At 68.0% G+C, this 14,533-nt stretch carries 11 protein-coding genes and 1 pseudogene; 7 read left to right on the forward strand and 5 right to left on the reverse strand.

Annotated elements, in window-relative coordinates; all coding sequences use genetic code 11:
• Positions 1-66 precede the first annotated feature (66 nt).
• The gene (locus tag FV217_RS00535; protein ID WP_147813207.1) at positions 67-297 is read left to right on the forward strand and encodes a hypothetical protein; all 231 of its coding nucleotides are present in this window, start codon (positions 67-69) and stop codon (positions 295-297) included.
• 132 nt (positions 298-429) lie between these two features.
• Here the strand turns inward: FV217_RS00535 and FV217_RS22605 are convergent, their stop codons facing one another.
• Positions 430-618, reverse strand: coding sequence for a hypothetical protein (locus tag FV217_RS22605; RefSeq protein WP_210245110.1), 189 nt, complete (start codon positions 616-618; stop codon positions 430-432).
• A 577-nt stretch (positions 619-1,195) separates the two neighbouring features.
• Between FV217_RS22605 and FV217_RS00550 the strand changes: the two genes are divergently transcribed.
• From FV217_RS00550 to FV217_RS22610, 6 genes are all read left to right on the forward strand, one after another.
• Positions 1,196-2,599 carry an efflux RND transporter periplasmic adaptor subunit gene (locus FV217_RS00550; RefSeq protein WP_147813211.1) on the forward strand — a complete coding sequence of 468 codons (1,404 nt, stop codon included), beginning with the start codon at positions 1,196-1,198 and terminating at the stop codon, positions 2,597-2,599.
• A gap of 13 nt (positions 2,600-2,612) precedes the next feature.
• Entirely contained in the window at positions 2,613-5,870 is a 3,258-nt protein-coding gene (locus tag FV217_RS00555; RefSeq protein WP_147813213.1) for a CusA/CzcA family heavy metal efflux RND transporter, read from the forward strand.
• Positions 5,871-5,874: 4 nt separating this feature from the next.
• The gene (locus FV217_RS00560; RefSeq protein ID WP_147813215.1) at positions 5,875-6,429 is read left to right on the forward strand and encodes a threonyl-trna synthetase; all 555 of its coding nucleotides are present in this window, start codon (positions 5,875-5,877) and stop codon (positions 6,427-6,429) included.
• A gap of 303 nt (positions 6,430-6,732) precedes the next feature.
• Complete coding sequence (locus FV217_RS00565) at positions 6,733-6,999, forward strand: metal-sensing transcriptional repressor (protein ID WP_147813217.1); 267 nt, start codon at positions 6,733-6,735, stop codon at positions 6,997-6,999.
• A 7-nt stretch (positions 7,000-7,006) separates the two neighbouring features.
• On the forward strand, positions 7,007-8,332 hold the full coding sequence (locus FV217_RS00570) for an MFS transporter (protein WP_147813219.1): 1,326 nt from the start codon (positions 7,007-7,009) through the stop codon (positions 8,330-8,332).
• A 191-nt stretch (positions 8,333-8,523) separates the two neighbouring features.
• On the forward strand, positions 8,524-8,814 hold the full coding sequence (locus FV217_RS22610; protein WP_187272379.1) for a hypothetical protein: 291 nt from the start codon (positions 8,524-8,526) through the stop codon (positions 8,812-8,814).
• 140 nt (positions 8,815-8,954) lie between these two features.
• Here the strand turns inward: FV217_RS22610 and FV217_RS00580 are convergent.
• The 4 genes and pseudogenes from FV217_RS00580 to FV217_RS00595 all read right to left on the reverse strand — a co-directional run bounded on the left by FV217_RS00580 (position 8,955) and on the right by FV217_RS00595 (position 14,508).
• Positions 8,955-9,431: pseudogene (locus tag FV217_RS00580) on the reverse strand (DUF411 domain-containing protein).
• A gap of 15 nt (positions 9,432-9,446) precedes the next feature.
• Positions 9,447-12,614 carry a CusA/CzcA family heavy metal efflux RND transporter gene (locus tag FV217_RS00585; protein ID WP_147813221.1) on the reverse strand — a complete coding sequence of 1,056 codons (3,168 nt, stop codon included), beginning with the start codon at positions 12,612-12,614 and terminating at the stop codon, positions 9,447-9,449.
• Positions 12,611-14,116: an efflux RND transporter periplasmic adaptor subunit gene (locus tag FV217_RS00590; RefSeq protein WP_147813223.1), complete on the reverse strand. Its 1,506-nt coding sequence runs from the start codon at positions 14,114-14,116 to the stop codon at positions 12,611-12,613. The genes FV217_RS00585 and FV217_RS00590 overlap by 4 nt, the downstream gene beginning before the upstream one ends.
• Positions 14,113-14,508, reverse strand: a complete 396-nt coding sequence (locus tag FV217_RS00595) for a FixH family protein (protein ID WP_147813225.1) — start codon at positions 14,506-14,508, stop codon at positions 14,113-14,115. Before FV217_RS00595 ends, FV217_RS00590 begins: the two co-directional genes overlap by 4 nt.
• Positions 14,509-14,533 lie beyond the last annotated feature (25 nt).

The following is a 14,533-nucleotide window of genomic DNA, read 5'->3' on the forward strand; positions in this document are numbered from 1 at the left end:
ATTATTAGGATCGGTTTTTGCGTACCGATGCGTTGCTCGCTCGCTTTCGATCACGGGAGAGTGAACATGAAGACGAGCCTTCTCGCATACGCCGCCGCACTGTCGTTGGCCCTCGCTCCGGTCGCTGCCCTCGCGCAGCACATCGACGTCGGGCCAGGCGGCGTCGGCGTCCATGGCGATGGTCATCATGACCATCACGATGACCACCACGAGGTCGTGCGCGACCATCATCATCACGACGACCACCACGATGACCACGGCGGTGAGCACTCCACCACGGTCATCGAGCGCCACTGACCCACGACTCGGGCGTGGATGGATGAACGGGGTTTTCAGCCATCGTTCAACTGTCCGCGCCCATCCTGACTATGACACCAGCCCGAGGGACGAGTGATGCGAGCCCGAATTCCCGTCTTGGCAGCCTTGAGCCTAATCCTCGCTCCGGTCGCCGCGTCGGCCCAATACTACGGCGGCGGCTTCGAGCGACGCGAGGATCACGTCCACGTCGACCGCTACCGCCACGGTGACCATGACGACGTAGTCGTGCACCGCCATCGGCCTCACTACGACGAGCGCCCGGCATACTTCGAGGACCGGCATCACCATCACCATCATCACGACGACGATTGAGGGTCGGACAGCGACTTGATCATCTGTGATGTACGGGTGGTGCGGAGTCGTTCATAAGGCAGCCATGGGCACAGGATCCCGGATCAAGGCTTACGAGACGTCACGCGGCTGGTGGGCGACGACCATCCGCATACTTTCGTTCGTCCTGGTGCTGGCACTGGTCGTCCCTGGCGCGATCCACTCTGCCGAGGCCCATCGATCCGTCGGGCACGAGCTTACGGCATCGGCCGACGGGGCGACGGCCGATCATGCCGATGCCTGCCCTGCCTGCCACGCGAACTGCGGGTGCCATCAGGCGCTCAGTGTCGACGGCACGCTGACATCGCCAACTCGGGAAACTGGGCGCGCTATATACGCCACGCTGACCACCAGAGGCGGGTCCGTTTCCCCCGATCGCCTCCCTAGGCCGCCTCGCATCTGAGGCGACGCAGCCACGTCCGTGGCGCGTCCCGGCCGGTCCCTCGCGGGGCTCGGCTGCCTCACCTTCGCGAAAGACCCAGTACGGGACCGTCTTCAGCCGCCCGAGCGGTGATGCGGCCTCCCGGTCGGAACCCGGCCCATTCCCATGCGTGCATTTCTATCCGTGGCCTTCCTGGCCATCGGCATCGCCATCGGCGGTGCCTTCCCCCGTGTATCCGAGGCCGTTCAGGGCGCACTCGCCGCCGCCGGCATGACGAAAGCCCGGGGGGCACCGCCCACCAATGCGGCCATGACCAAGCCCGCGGCCACCGCGACCGACGACGGACACGGTCACGCCGAGCACGGCCATGTGCATGCCGAGGGCGAGCCCGAGCCTCCCGGGGAGCACAAGCATTCCGAAGGTGAGGCCAAGCCGGAAGCCGCCGGCCACAAGCACGCCGAGGGCGAGGCGCACGGCCACGACGAGGAGGGCGAGGGCAAGATCAAGATGACGGCCGAGCAGGCCGCGGAGCAGGATATCAGACTGGCGACGGTCGAGGGCGGCATCCTCTCGCGCCACCTGCTAGTGCCAGGAACCATCACCCAAGACGCCGACCGCATCGCCCGGGTGCCCGTGAGGGTGATCGGCACCGTGTCCGAAATGCGCAAACGCCTCGGCGAGGCGGTGGCCAAGGGGGAGGTCGTGGCCGTCCTCGACAGCCGCGAGGTGGCCGAGGCCAAGAGCGACTTCCTCACCGCGACGGTGAAGGCGGACCTGGAGAAGACCAACTTCGACCGCCAACAGGCGCTCTGGGACAAGAAGATCTCGGCCGAGTCCGCATTCCTGAACGCAAGGGCGGCCTACTCGGAGGCGACCCTGCGCGTCGACTTGGCTAGGCAGAAGCTCTCGGCGCTCGGCCTCAACGCGACCGAGGTCGCCGCTTCGGCCAAGAAGGACGAGACAACCCCGAACTCATCGAGCCTGCGCCGCTACGAACTGAGGTCGCCCCTCGCCGGGCGTGTGGTCGAGCGCAAGGTCGACGTCGGCACCGCCGTCGGCAAGGAGGGCGATCCTGCCGACGTCTACACCGTCGCCGACCTGTCTTCCGTGTGGATCGAGCTCGCCGTCCCCACCACCGAACTGTCGAAGGTCCGCGAGGGCGCCAAGGTGACCATCGTCGGGGGCGACGACGCCGGCGCCGAGGGCAAGGTCGTATTCGTCAGCCCGATCCTCAACCCGGACACGCGCTCCGCCAGGGTCATCGTCGCCCTGCCGAACAAGGACATGGCCTGGCGGCCCGGCACCTTCGTCACCACCGAGGTCGAGATCGCCCAGGACAAGGTGAAGGTCCGCCTGCCCAAATCCGCCATCCAGACCATCGGCGGAGAGAAAGTCGTCTTCGTCCGCAATACGGACGGGTTCGAACGCCGGGACGTGACGATCGGCAAGGCCGACGACGACGCCTTCGAGATCCTCACCGGCCTCAAGCCCGGAGACGAGGTCGCAGTGGCCAACTCCTTCGTCCTGAAGGCCGAGCTCGGCAAGGCCGAAGCCGACCACGACCATTGAGGGGGGCGCGGCAATGATCTCGAAGATCCTCGACTTTTCCGTCCACCAGCGCTGGCTGGTGGTGCTCCTGTCGCTCCTCGCGGCAGGCTTCGGCGTGTTTTCGCTGACCAAGCTCCCCATCGACGCCGTGCCCGACATCACCAACAACCAGGTGCAGATCAATACGACGGCTCCGTCGCTTTCGCCCGTCGATATTGAGAAGCAAGTGACTTACCCGGTCGAGACCGCGCTCGCCGGGATCAAGGGCCTGGAATATACCCGCTCGCTGTCGCGGAACGGGTTTTCGCAGGTCACCGCCGTCTTTTCGGAGGCGACTGGAATATATTTCGCCCGCCAGCAGGTCGCGGAGCGCATCGGCGAGGCGAAGTCGACCATGCCGCCGGGAGCCGAGCCGCATATGGGCCCGATCTCGACGGGCCTTGGCGAAATCTACATGTGGTCGATCCACTACGCCCAATCCAAGGAGCGCAAGGTCTCTCCGGACGGTAAGGCCGGGTGGCAATCGGACGGAAGCTACCTGACACCCGAGGGCCAACGACTCGCGACGGAACTCGAACGCACGGCCTACCTGCGTACGGTCCAGGACTGGATCATCCGCCCCCAGGTGAAAACCGTCCCGGGTGTCGCCGGCGTCGACAGCATCGGCGGCTTCGACAAGCAGTACCACGTCCAGCCCGACCCGATGAAGCTCACCGCCCTCGACCTGTCCTTCGCCGACATCGGCCGGGCGCTGGAGGCCAACAACGCCAACCAGGGCGCACGGTACCTGGAGGACAACGGCGAGGGATACGTCGTGCGCGCCGCCGGCCGCCTGGAGACCATGGAGGACATCGGCTCTGTGGTCGTCACCACGCGCGGCGGCGTGCCGGTCCGCATCTCCGACATCGCCGAGGTCCGGATCGGGCGCGACCTGCGCACCGGGTCGGGCAGCGAGGACGGGCGCGAGGTCGTCATCGGTACCGCCCTGATGCTGATCGGCGAGAACAGCCGGACGGTCTCGGCCGCCGTCGACGCGAGGATGACGGTGATCCGGCGCACGCTCCCCCCCGGCGTGGAGGTGCAGACCGTCCTCAACCGGACCCTGCTGGTCGAGGCCACGATCCGGACCGTCGCCAAGAACCTGGCCGAGGGCGCCGCCCTCGTCATCGTCATCCTGTTCCTGCTGCTCGGCAACATCCGCGCGGCCATTGTCACCGCCCTCGTCATCCCGGTGGCGATGCTGATGACCATGACCGGCATGGTCCAGGGCCGGATCAGCGCCAACCTGATGAGCCTCGGCGCGCTCGACTTCGGCCTCATCGTCGACGGCGCCGTCATCATCACCGAGAACGCCCTGAGGCATCTCGCCGAGCGGCAGGGGGAGCTCGGGCGCAAGCTCGACCTGGAGGAACGCCTGTCGACCGTTCGGGCCTCGGCCGAGGAGATGATCAAGCCCTCCCTCTACGGGCAGGCCATCATCATCCTCGTCTACGTGCCGCTCCTCACCTTCACCGGGGTCGAGGGCAAGATGTTCGAACCGATGGCGCTCACCGTCATCATCGCCCTCGTCTCGGCGTTCATCCTTTCGCTCACCTTCGTGCCGGCGATGATCGCAATCGTCATCACCGGCAAGGTGACCGAGACAGACAACGTCCTCATCCGCGGGATCAAGGCCGCCTACCGCCCCATCCTCGGCGCCGCCCTGCGCGTCCCGATGACCTTCGTCGCGGTCGCCCTGGTGCTGCTCGTCGGCGCCGGGTTCCTGTTCACCAAGCTGGGGCAGGAGTTCATCCCCCAGCTCGACGAGAAGAGCATCGCGCTGAACGCCCAGCGCATCCCCTCGACCTCCCTGACCCAGTCCCAGGCGATGCAGCTGAAGGTCGAGCAGGCGATCAGCCGCTTCCCCCAGGTAGCCTACGTCTTCTCCAAGACCGGCACCGCGGAGGTTGCTTCCGACCCGATGCCGCCGAGCTCGTCCGACACCTTCGTCATCCTGAAGCCGCAGGAGGAATGGCCCGACGCGGACCTGTCGAAGGCCGAGCTGCAGGAGCAGATCGAGAAGGCCTTGGGGGCACTCGCTGGCAACGTCTACGAGTTCTCCCAGCCGATCCAGCTTCGCTTCAACGAGCTCCTGGCCGGCACCCGCGGCGACCTCGCCGTGAAGGTGTTCGGCGAGGAGTTCGAGCCGATGCTCAAGGCGGCCAACCAGGTCGCCGCGATCCTGCGCGGGACCGAGGGCGCCGACGACGTGAAGGTCGAGCAGACGGCGGGCCTGCCGTTCCTTGAGATCAAGATCAACAAGGTCGAGGCGGCCCGCCTTGGCCTGAGCACCTCCGCCATCCAGGACGTCATCGGCGCGGCCATCGGGGGTCGCGAGGCGGGCACGGTGTTCGAGGGCGACCGGCGCTTCCCCATCGTCGTGCGCCTGAACGACAAGGTGCGCGAGGACCGCGAGGCCCTTGAGAACATACCGGTACCGCTGCCTCCGGGCGTTAACGGGCGGGCGTCCTCGGTGCTCCTGAAACAGGTGGCGAGCTTCTCCGTCACCGAGGGACCGAACCAGATCTCGCGCGAAAACGGGCGGCGTCGGGTCGTGGTCACCGCCAACGTGCGCGGCCGCGACATCGGATCGCTCGTGGCCGAGGCGCAGGCCAAGGTCGCGTCCGGGGTTCAGCTTCAGGCGGGGTACTACGTGACCTGGGGCGGCCAGTTCGAAAACCTGGCCTCGGCCCGCCAGCGCCTGATGGTGGTGGTGCCGGTATGCTTCTTCCTGATCTTCCTGCTGCTGTTCTCGGCCCTGAACTCGGCCAGGGACGCCCTGCTGGTGTTCAGCGCCGTCCCGCTGGCGTTGACCGGTGGCATCGCCGCCCTTTGGCTGCGGGGGATGCCGTTCTCGGTGCCGGCGGCGGTGGGGTTCATCGCCCTGTCGGGGGTGGCCGTCCTCAACGGACTCGTGATGCTGACCTACATCAAGCAGCTGATCGCGGAGGGGAAGCCGCGCCGCGAGGCGATCCTCGAAGGCGCCATGACCCGGCTTCGGCCGGTGGCGATGACCGCCCTGGTGGCGTCGCTCGGGTTCGTGCCGATGGCCCTGGCGACGGAGACCGGTGCGGAGGTCCAGCGTCCCCTGGCGACGGTAGTGATCGGCGGCCTCATATCGGCGACGCTCCTAACGCTGGTCGTGCTGCCGGCGCTGTACGCCCGCTTCGCCGGGGCCGTCGTCCCCGACCAAGCCAAGGCGACGGATGCCGGGGCCGGCCCCCATCCCATGGTTCCCCAGGCCGCGGAGTAGGCCGATGACCTGCCGATGGGGCTTCACGACCGCGTTCGTTCTGGCGGCCCTGGCCGGGACGGCGCACGCGGCGGAGCGACCCGCCGGCGAGGGGCCGTTCGGACTGGCATGGGGTCCGGTGGACCGGATCGACACGCCCTCCATGATCGACCGCGAGGCCAACCTGACCGGGCTATACTACCTGCACGACAAACCGCTCGCCTCGGGTCCCGACACAGTCGAGGTGGTCCTCGTGGTCTGCCGGGAGGAGGGCCTCCAGCAGGTCGTCTGGGTCGGGCGGCCGCTAGCCGACGCGGCCCACGTCATCGCGCGTGACGCCGTCCGGCGGGAAGGGATCCTTCGATACGGTAAGCCGCGACCGGGACCCGTACCCGGATCGCTCGAATGGCCCTCAGGACGGACCGTCCTTGCAACGCGCGCGATGCCCGACGGTACGCGGGAGCTAGTGATGTCGGCCTCCGGCCCGGACTACGCGGCCTGCTCGGAAAGCCACCGCGCCGCCACGGGTCACCCCGCCGACGCCCACGTGGCTGAGCTGCTCGGCCCGGGCGTCCCGTGAGCCTCCCGACGCGACACCGTTCGGAATACCTGGCCGACGATCGCAAGATCCGTCGGTATCGGTTGTCCATGCCGTGAAGGGCAAGAAGCTCGGATGCCGGATGGAGTCCTGGGGAGGGGGCTGGGGGCGGCGCAGGGTCAGACCGCACGTCCGCAAGGACGCCGGACGGGCGTTCCTGACGGCAACGATCCTGATCGCCCCGGTCCCAACACTGTTTCGGCGGCTCTCATAGATGCCATGACGGCATGGGAACGATGGCGCCGAACGTTTGCGATATCCCCTCCAGGGGGATAGGATCTGGGGATGGAACACGCCTCGCATCCGGACCTCGTCAAGCGCCTGAAGCGAGCCCATGGCCACCTTGCTGGCGTCATCGCCATGATCGAGCAAGGCCGGCCTTGCGTGGACCTCGCCCAGCAACTCCATGCGGTCGAGAGCGCGATCACGAATGCGAAGCGCCTGATGATCGAGGATCATGTCGAGCATTGCCTCGGCCATGGGATCGAGCACGGCGCCAAGGCGGCCAGGGATGCCATCGCCGAGTTCAAGGCCCTAGCGAAGTACCTTTGAGGACCTGATGCTGAGCGTCCTCGCCCATCGCACCTACCGCCATCTCTTCGCGGCCCAGGTCATCGCCCTGGTCGGCACCGGCCTGCTAACGGTCGCCCTCGGCCTTCTGGCATTCCGGATCGCGGGCGATCGCGCAGGCACGGTCTTGGGCACGGCGCTGGCCATCAAGATGGTCGCCTACGTCCTCGTCGCCCCGGTGGCCCAGGCCTTCACGGGTCGGTTGCCACGACGCGCATTCCTGGTTGCCACGGACCTCGTCCGCGCCGCCATCGCCCTGACGCTGCCCTTCGTCGATCAAGTCTGGCAGATCTACTTGCTGATCTTCGTCCTGCAATCGGCCTCGGCGGCGTTCACCCCAACCTTCCAGGCAACCATCCCAGACATTCTGCCGGACGAACGGGACTACACCCGCGCCCTCTCGCTCTCGCGCCTCGCCTACGACCTGGAGAACCTGGTCAGCCCGACCCTGGCGGCGCTTCTCCTGACGGTCGTCCCCTACAACGCGCTGTTCGGCGGCACCGTCGTCGGCTTCCTGTGTTCGGCAGCATTGGTGGTGTCAGTCACCTTGCCAACCGCCACACGGTCCGACTGGCAGGGCGGCATCTACGACCGAACGACGCGCGGCCTTCGGATCTACCTCGCGACGCCGCGCCTGCGCGGTTTGCTCGCCCTGAACCTCGCGGTCGCCGCGGCCGGCGCAATGGTCATCGTCAACACCGTGGTGATCGTGCAGGGCCTCTTGGGCCGAGCCCAGACCGACGTGGCCCTTGCCCTCGGCCTGTTCGGAGGCGGCTCCATGATCGCCGCCCTGGCACTGCCGCGCCTGCTCGACCGACTATCGGACCGCGCCGTCATGATCCCCGCGGCGGCCCTAAGCGGCGTGGTTCTCCTAGGTGTCGCCGCCATGACCGGGGGCGGGACCATCGGCTGGCCGCTTCTCCTCGGGACCTGGCTGGTGCTCGGCATCGCCTACTGCGCCGTGCAGACCCCTACCGGCAGACTCCTGCGCCGCTCGGCGACCCCGGAGGACCGGCCGGCCGTCTTCGCCGCCCAGTTCGCCCTGTCCCATGCGGCGTGGTTGCTCACCTATCCGCTGGCCGGCTGGCTCGGCCCGTCCGTTGGAATGTCCGCCACGCTGGCGATCCTCGGGGCAGTGACGCTTGCCGGTGTCGCCGCGGCGGCCCGGCTATGGCCGGCGCCGGACCCCGACGTGATCGAGCACGCGCACGCGGACCTCGACGTCCGGCACCCGCACCTGCATGGAGACCGCCGTCACGCCCATGCCTACGTCATCGACGACCTGCATCATCGTTGGCCGGCCAGGGGCGGCTGATGGGTCCGATGGGCTCGGCGGCTGAGGCGAAAGGCGGGGCTGACGATCAGCACGGCAGAAATCCAATATTTCGTAAAGCACGTGAGTTGGAGAAGAACGTACCCCGCGGAACGGTTTTGTAAGCGGAGCCGTTCCCCGCACTCGGTTGCCGTCCGTTCCGACGCATCTCCGACAACGACATGAGGAAGCCCATGAAGAAGTCCCTGTTCGCCGCCGCCATCCTGGCAACCCTGGGCGCTGTTTCGGTCGCCCCGGCTTCGGCTGCCGCCGGTATGATCGGCGCCGTCGATGCCCCGACCACCGTGACCGAGGTCCGGATGGACGGCATGCACGGCATGCACGGCATGCACGGCCATCGCATGATGGGTCATGGTCACCATCACGGCCATCGCATGATGCGCCACGGGCATGGTCATCACATGATGGGTCACGGCCATCGCCGCGGCCACATGATGGGCCATCACCGCGGTCACCGCATGTAGGCATTCGGCTTCCCGCGGTTCGGTCGGACCGTGCGCAGCTCGCCTCGGGGGTGGAATGCGTGATGCGCGTTCCACCCTTCCTCGTTCAGCCGAATGGAAGAACGCACTCTCCCCCCAGGAGCCCTGAGCGTCTCTGGATACTAAGCCACCTCACCGCCGCGGTGACGCGCGAACGTGCTTCGTCCCGTCGGCCCGAACAGCACCACCGCGTAGGTATCGGGCTCCATGCCCTCGACCTCCATGCCGGGCGATCCGACGGGCATCCCCGGCACGGCCAGCCCAGTCCGCTCTGGCCTCTCGACCAGCAGCCGCTTGATCGCCCCGGCCGGGACGTGTCCCTCCACGACGTAGCCGCCCACCTGGGCGGTGTGGCACGCCGCCAGGTATCGCGGCACGCCGAGGCGTACCTTGATGGGGTTCACCGGTCCCGTGCTCACGGTCTCCGTGAAGCCCGACTCCCGCACGTGGGGGATCCACTACCCGCAGCACCCGCAATTCGGGTCCTTGGCCACCAGCGCCAGCGCGTCGGCCATCGCGAGGCGCGCGAAGGACACCGAGGCCAACGTTCCGAACACCAGCGACCGCCGCGACGGCCGCATCGCATCATGGATGTTCATTCTCCTTTCGTTCCCTCATTCGGCCGCCAAGGGCATAGCCTGCCCGAAGACGGGTTCGCGTACCTCCTCGACATCCGGAAGGCCCCACCCCTTTACCAAGCCGTAGACAGCCGGGATCACCAGCAGGGTCAGCACGGTCGACGAGACCATGCCGCCGATCATCGGCACCGCGATCCGCTGCATCACGTCCGAGCCCGATCCCGTGCTCCAGAGGATGGGCAGGAGTCCGGCCATAATGGCGACCACCGTCATCATCTTCGGGCGGACCCGCTCGACCGCGCCGACCATGATGGCCCGTCGCAGGTCCTTCCGGGTGAATGCCCTGCCGTCGCGGTCGCATCCGGCCCGGATCTCGGCCAGCGCATGGTCGAGGTAGACCAGCATGATTACCCCGGTCTCTGCGGCCACGCCGGCCAGCGCGATGAAGCCGACCGCGACCGCCACCGACAGGTTGAAGCCCATCCACCACATCAGCCAGACCCCGCCGACGAGGGCGAAGGGCAGCGACAGCATGACGATGAGCGTCTCGGTGAGCCTCTGGAAGTTGAGGTAGAGCAGCAGGAACACGATCAGCAGCGTCAGCGGCACCACGACCTTCAGCCGGGCGGTTGCACGGTCGAGGTACTCGACCTGTCCGCTCCACTGCACCAGGGTGCCCTGTGGGAGGTTGACCTCGTTGGCTACAGCCAACCTCGCCTCGGCGACGTAGCCCCCTAGGTCGCGACCGGCGACGTCGACGTAGATGAAGACCGCGAGCTGACCGTTTTCGGTCCGGATCTGTGTCGGGCCGCGGTTCAACTGCACCTTGGCGACCTCACCGAGCGGCACCGTACCCCCGCCAGCAATCGGCACCTGGACCTCGGAGGCGATAGATCGCGGGTCGGAGCGGAAGGCGCGCGGGTAGCGTACGTTGACGGTATAGCGCTCGCGGCCCTCGACGGTGTCGGTGACGCTCTCGCCACCCAGCGCCATCCCGATCACGTCCTGCACCTCGCCGACCGTCAGCCCGTACCGACCCAGCACCTCGCGGTCGGGGGTGATGTCGAGGAAGTAGCCGCCCTGGACGCGCTCGGCGTAGGCGCTCGACGTGCCCGGCACCGCCTTCACCACCGCCTCGACCTGGCGGGCGACCTTCTCCATCTCGGTCAGGTCCGTCCCCAGCACCTTGATCCCAACCGGCGTGCGGATGCCGGTCGAGAGCATGTCGATGCGGGCGCGGATCGGCTGGGTCCAGGCGTTCGAGACCCCGGGGAACTGGAGCGCGGCGTCCATCTCGGCCCTCAGGCTCGCCGTCGTGACCCCGGGGCGCCACTCGGCCTTCGGCTTCAGGTTGACGATGGTCTCGAACATCTCCGACGGCGCCGGGTCGGTCGCGGTGTTGGCCCGTCCGGCCTTGCCGTAGACCGAGGCCACCTCGGGGAAGGATTTTATGATCCTGTCCTGGGTGGCGAGCAGGTCGCCGGCCTTGGTCACCGAGATGCCCGGCAGGGTGGTGGGCATGTACATGAGGGTGCCCTCGTCGAGGTCGGGCATGAACTCCGAGCCGAGCCGGCTCGCCGGCCACGCCGTCGCCGCCAGGACGACGAGAGCCAGCAGGATGGTGAGCACCCGCGCCCGCAGGACGCCTGCGATGAGGGGGCGGTAGATCCAGATCAGGAACCTGTTCACCGGGTTGCGGTGCTCGGGGATGATCCGGCCGCGGACGAACAGGACCATCAGCGCCGGGACGAGGGTCAGGGACAGCACCGCCGCCGCCGCCATGGCGAACGTCTTGGTGAAGGCCAGCGGACCGAACAGGCGGCCCTCCTGGCTCTCCAGGGTGAAGATCGGCAGGAAGCTCACCGTGATGATGAGGAGCGAGAAGAACAGCGACGGCCCGACCTCGCCCGCCGCCTCGATCAGGATCTCGACCCTGGGTTTGTCCGGCGGCGCCCGTTCCAGGTGCTTGTGGGCGTTCTCGATCATCACGATGGCGGCGTCGATCATGGCACCCACCGCGATGGCGATGCCGCCCAGGCTCATGATGTTGGCCCCGAGCCCGAGGGCCTTCATGCCCGCGAACGCCATCAGGATGCCGACCGGCAGCATCAGGATCGCGACCAGCGCGCTGCGGACGTGGAGCAGGAACACGACGCAGACGAGGGCGACGATGGCGCTCTCCTCGATCAGCGTGCCCTTGAGGGTCTCGATGGCCGCCTCGATCAGGTGCGAGCGGTCGTAGACCGGCAGGATCTCCGTGCCCTTGGGCAGGCTGGCGGCGACCTCGGAAAGGCGGGCTTTCACGTTCTCGATGACGTTCAGGGCGTTCGCCCCGAAGCGTTGAAGGACGATGCCGCCGGCGACCTCGCCGTCGCCGTTTATCTCGGTGATGCCGCGGCGCTCGTCCGGACCGAGCTCGACCCGGGCGACGTCCTTCACCCGCAGGGGGGTGCCCGCCTCGGTCTTGAGGACGATGCTCTCGATGTCGGCGACGCTCCGAAGGTAGCCCTTTCCGCGGACCACGAACTCGAACTCCGAGAGCTCGACGGTGCGGCCGCCGACGTCGGCATTGCTCGCCCGGACCGCGTCCCGGAGCTTCGACAGGGTGATGCCCTGCGCCCGCAGCCGGTTCGGATCGACCACTACGTTGTACTGCTTCACGAAGCCGCCGACGCCCGCGACCTCGGCGACGCCCTCGGCACGCGACGCCCCGAAGCGGACGACCCAGTCCTGGAGCGAGCGGAGTTCGGCCAGCGTGCGTTCCTTGGCGACCACGACGTACTGGTAGACCCAGCCGACCCCGGTCGCGTCCGGTCCCAGCGTCGGGGTCACGCCGGCCGGCAGGCGCTTGGCCACGGTGTTGAGGTATTCGAGCACCCGGCTGCGGGCCCAGTACGGGTCGGTGCCGTCCTCGAAGATCACGTAGACGAACGAGACCCCGAAGAACGAGAAGCCGCGCACGACCTTCGACCGCGGCACCGTCAACATCGCGGTGATCAGCGGGTAGGTTACCTGATCCTCGATGACCTGGGGCGCCTGCCCGGGGTACTCGGTGTAGACGATGGTCTGGACGTCCGAGAGGTCCGGGATCGCGTCGAGCGGGAGGGTTTTGAGGGCGTAGAGCCCGGCTCCCACCGCGAACACCGTCCCGATCAGGACCAGCATCAGATTCCTCGCCGACCAGGCGATCAGGCGGGCGATCATGGCGCCTTCCCCTCGGCGGCGGCCTGCGGCCCGGGATCGGGCTTCGGCTCGGAAAGACCTTGGAGGGCCGCCTTCAGGTTGCTCTCGGCATCGATGAGGAAGTTCGCCGACGTCACCACGCGGTCGCCGGCGACGATGCCGTCGCGGATCTCGACGTAGCCGTCGCCACGGGTGCCGAGCCTGACCGGCCGCGGCTCGAAGCGGCCCTCGCCCCTGTCGAGCAGGACGACCTGTTTCGTGCCGGTGTCGATGACCGCGTCGTCGGGCACCGCCACCACCGGCTTGTCGCTGCCGGTGGCGATCGTCACGTCGGCGAACATGCCCGGGCGCAGGTCGCCGTTCGGGTTGGGCAGCTCGATGCGCAGGCGGGCGGTCCGGGTCCCCATGGCGAGGTGCGGGTAGATCCGGGTCACCGCGCCGGTGAAGACGCGATCCGGAAAGGTCCTGGCGCGCACGGTCGCCGTCTGGCCTTCGGCCACGGCCGCCAGGTCGCGTTCGGTCACGTCGGCGAGGACCCAGACCTTGGAATGGTCGACGAGCTTGAAGAGGGTGTCGCCGGACTTCGCGCGCATGCCGTCGGAGACGTTGCGCTCGACCACGACGCCGTCGCGGGGCGCCGACCACGTGATGGTGGAGGGCACCTTTCGGGTGCGCTCGATCTCGTCGATGACCTCGGGCGGGATGCCGAGGTTCTCCAGGCGCCGGCGGGCGCCCTCGTAGCCGATGCCGGTGAGGTACTGCGCCGCGGCCGCGTTCATCTCCGGCGAGAACAGGCGCAGGAGCGGCTGGCCCTTGTGGACGTGGTCGCCGGTGGTGACGGCCTCGACCTTCTCGATGAATGCGTCGGTGCGCATCGCGATGACCGAGATCCGGCGCTCGTCCTCCTCGATGGCGCCCGGCGCGCGCACCGGCATCGACAGGACGCGTCGCTCGGCGACCGCCGTCCGGACCCCGGTGCGCTGGAGCTTGCCCGGCGAGATCCTCACGGTGCCGTCGTCGGTGTCCTCGCCCTCGTAGACGGGGAGGTAGTCCATCCCCATCGAGTCCTTCTTCGGGGTCGGCGAGGTGTCGGGCAGGCCCATCGGGTTGCGGTAGAACCGCACCTTGCGGGCGCTCGCAGGCGTCGTGGGCTGACCCATTGCCATGTCGCCGTGGCCGGCGTCGGGCATCGCCTCGGCCTCGTCGGGTTCATCGAAGCGCACGTCCTCGCTCGCGCGGACGGCGCGGTAGTCGCGACCGTCCGCCGTCCGCTTGGGTTCGGAGGCGTAGTCCGGCTTCCCGTCCGGGTCTTGAAAGTAGACGACCGGTCCCGTCGCCTTCGCCGCGACCGGGGCCTGCATCGGGGAAGCCGGCCGGGATGTTCCCGGCAGCCAATGGGCAAACCCTGTCCGCGCCTGCTGGACGAGCGCCGGCACGTGGCTCCCCTCCCGCCCCGCGCCATATCCCAAAACCCCCGCCGCGATCGCGGCGAGGGTCCCGGCTGCCCAAGCCGACCGACTCATTTGGTGGCCTTGAGCACCAGCTTGTTCTCGACGGTACCGGTCTCGCCGGGGACCTTGGCCCCGAGCGACAGGCGCCAGCCGCCGGCCATCGTCAGCTTCGCCTTGAACCGGTAGATGCCTGGTTCCGGCGAGGGCATCTGCTCGATCCTGGACGTCATCTCCTCCATGCTGTCCGGGGCCATGTCGATGCGCTTGGCGAAGATCACGGCATCGGACACAGGCTTGGACGTGCGCTTGTCGACGAGGCGGACGTCTAGGATGGCGTCGCCCTGCTTCGCTTCGTTCTTCACGAGCTGGAACTCGTAGTCCTTGATATCGGCCCTGGCCGCCGAGGTGAGGGCGAGGCCGAGCAGCGCGGCGGTCATGGCGCGCGCGAAAGGGTTTATGGTCACGGGGCTTGTCTCCTGAACGCGATGG

This window comes from Methylobacterium sp. WL9 (genome assembly GCF_008040035.1).
In the GTDB taxonomy this organism is placed as follows: Bacteria; Pseudomonadota; Alphaproteobacteria; order Rhizobiales; family Beijerinckiaceae; genus Methylobacterium; species Methylobacterium thuringiense.

Bases quoted from the DNA above. Each gene is read 5' to 3' on its own strand.
- FV217_RS00535 (WP_147813207.1), top strand. From the start codon at position 67: ATGAAGACGAGCCTTCTCGCATACGCCGCCGCACTGTCGTTGGCCCTC.
- FV217_RS00550 (WP_147813211.1), top strand. From the start codon at position 1,196: ATGCGTGCATTTCTATCCGTGGCCTTCCTGGCCATCGGCATCGCCATC.
- FV217_RS00555 (WP_147813213.1), top strand. From the start codon at position 2,613: ATGATCTCGAAGATCCTCGACTTTTCCGTCCACCAGCGCTGGCTGGTG.
- FV217_RS00560 (WP_147813215.1), top strand. From the start codon at position 5,875: ATGACCTGCCGATGGGGCTTCACGACCGCGTTCGTTCTGGCGGCCCTG.
- FV217_RS00565 (WP_147813217.1), top strand. From the start codon at position 6,733: ATGGAACACGCCTCGCATCCGGACCTCGTCAAGCGCCTGAAGCGAGCC.
- FV217_RS00570 (WP_147813219.1), top strand. From the start codon at position 7,007: ATGCTGAGCGTCCTCGCCCATCGCACCTACCGCCATCTCTTCGCGGCC.
- FV217_RS22610 (WP_187272379.1), top strand. From the start codon at position 8,524: ATGAAGAAGTCCCTGTTCGCCGCCGCCATCCTGGCAACCCTGGGCGCT.
- FV217_RS00585 (WP_147813221.1), bottom strand. From the start codon at position 12,614: ATGATCGCCCGCCTGATCGCCTGGTCGGCGAGGAATCTGATGCTGGTC.
- FV217_RS00590 (WP_147813223.1), bottom strand. From the start codon at position 14,116: ATGAGTCGGTCGGCTTGGGCAGCCGGGACCCTCGCCGCGATCGCGGCG.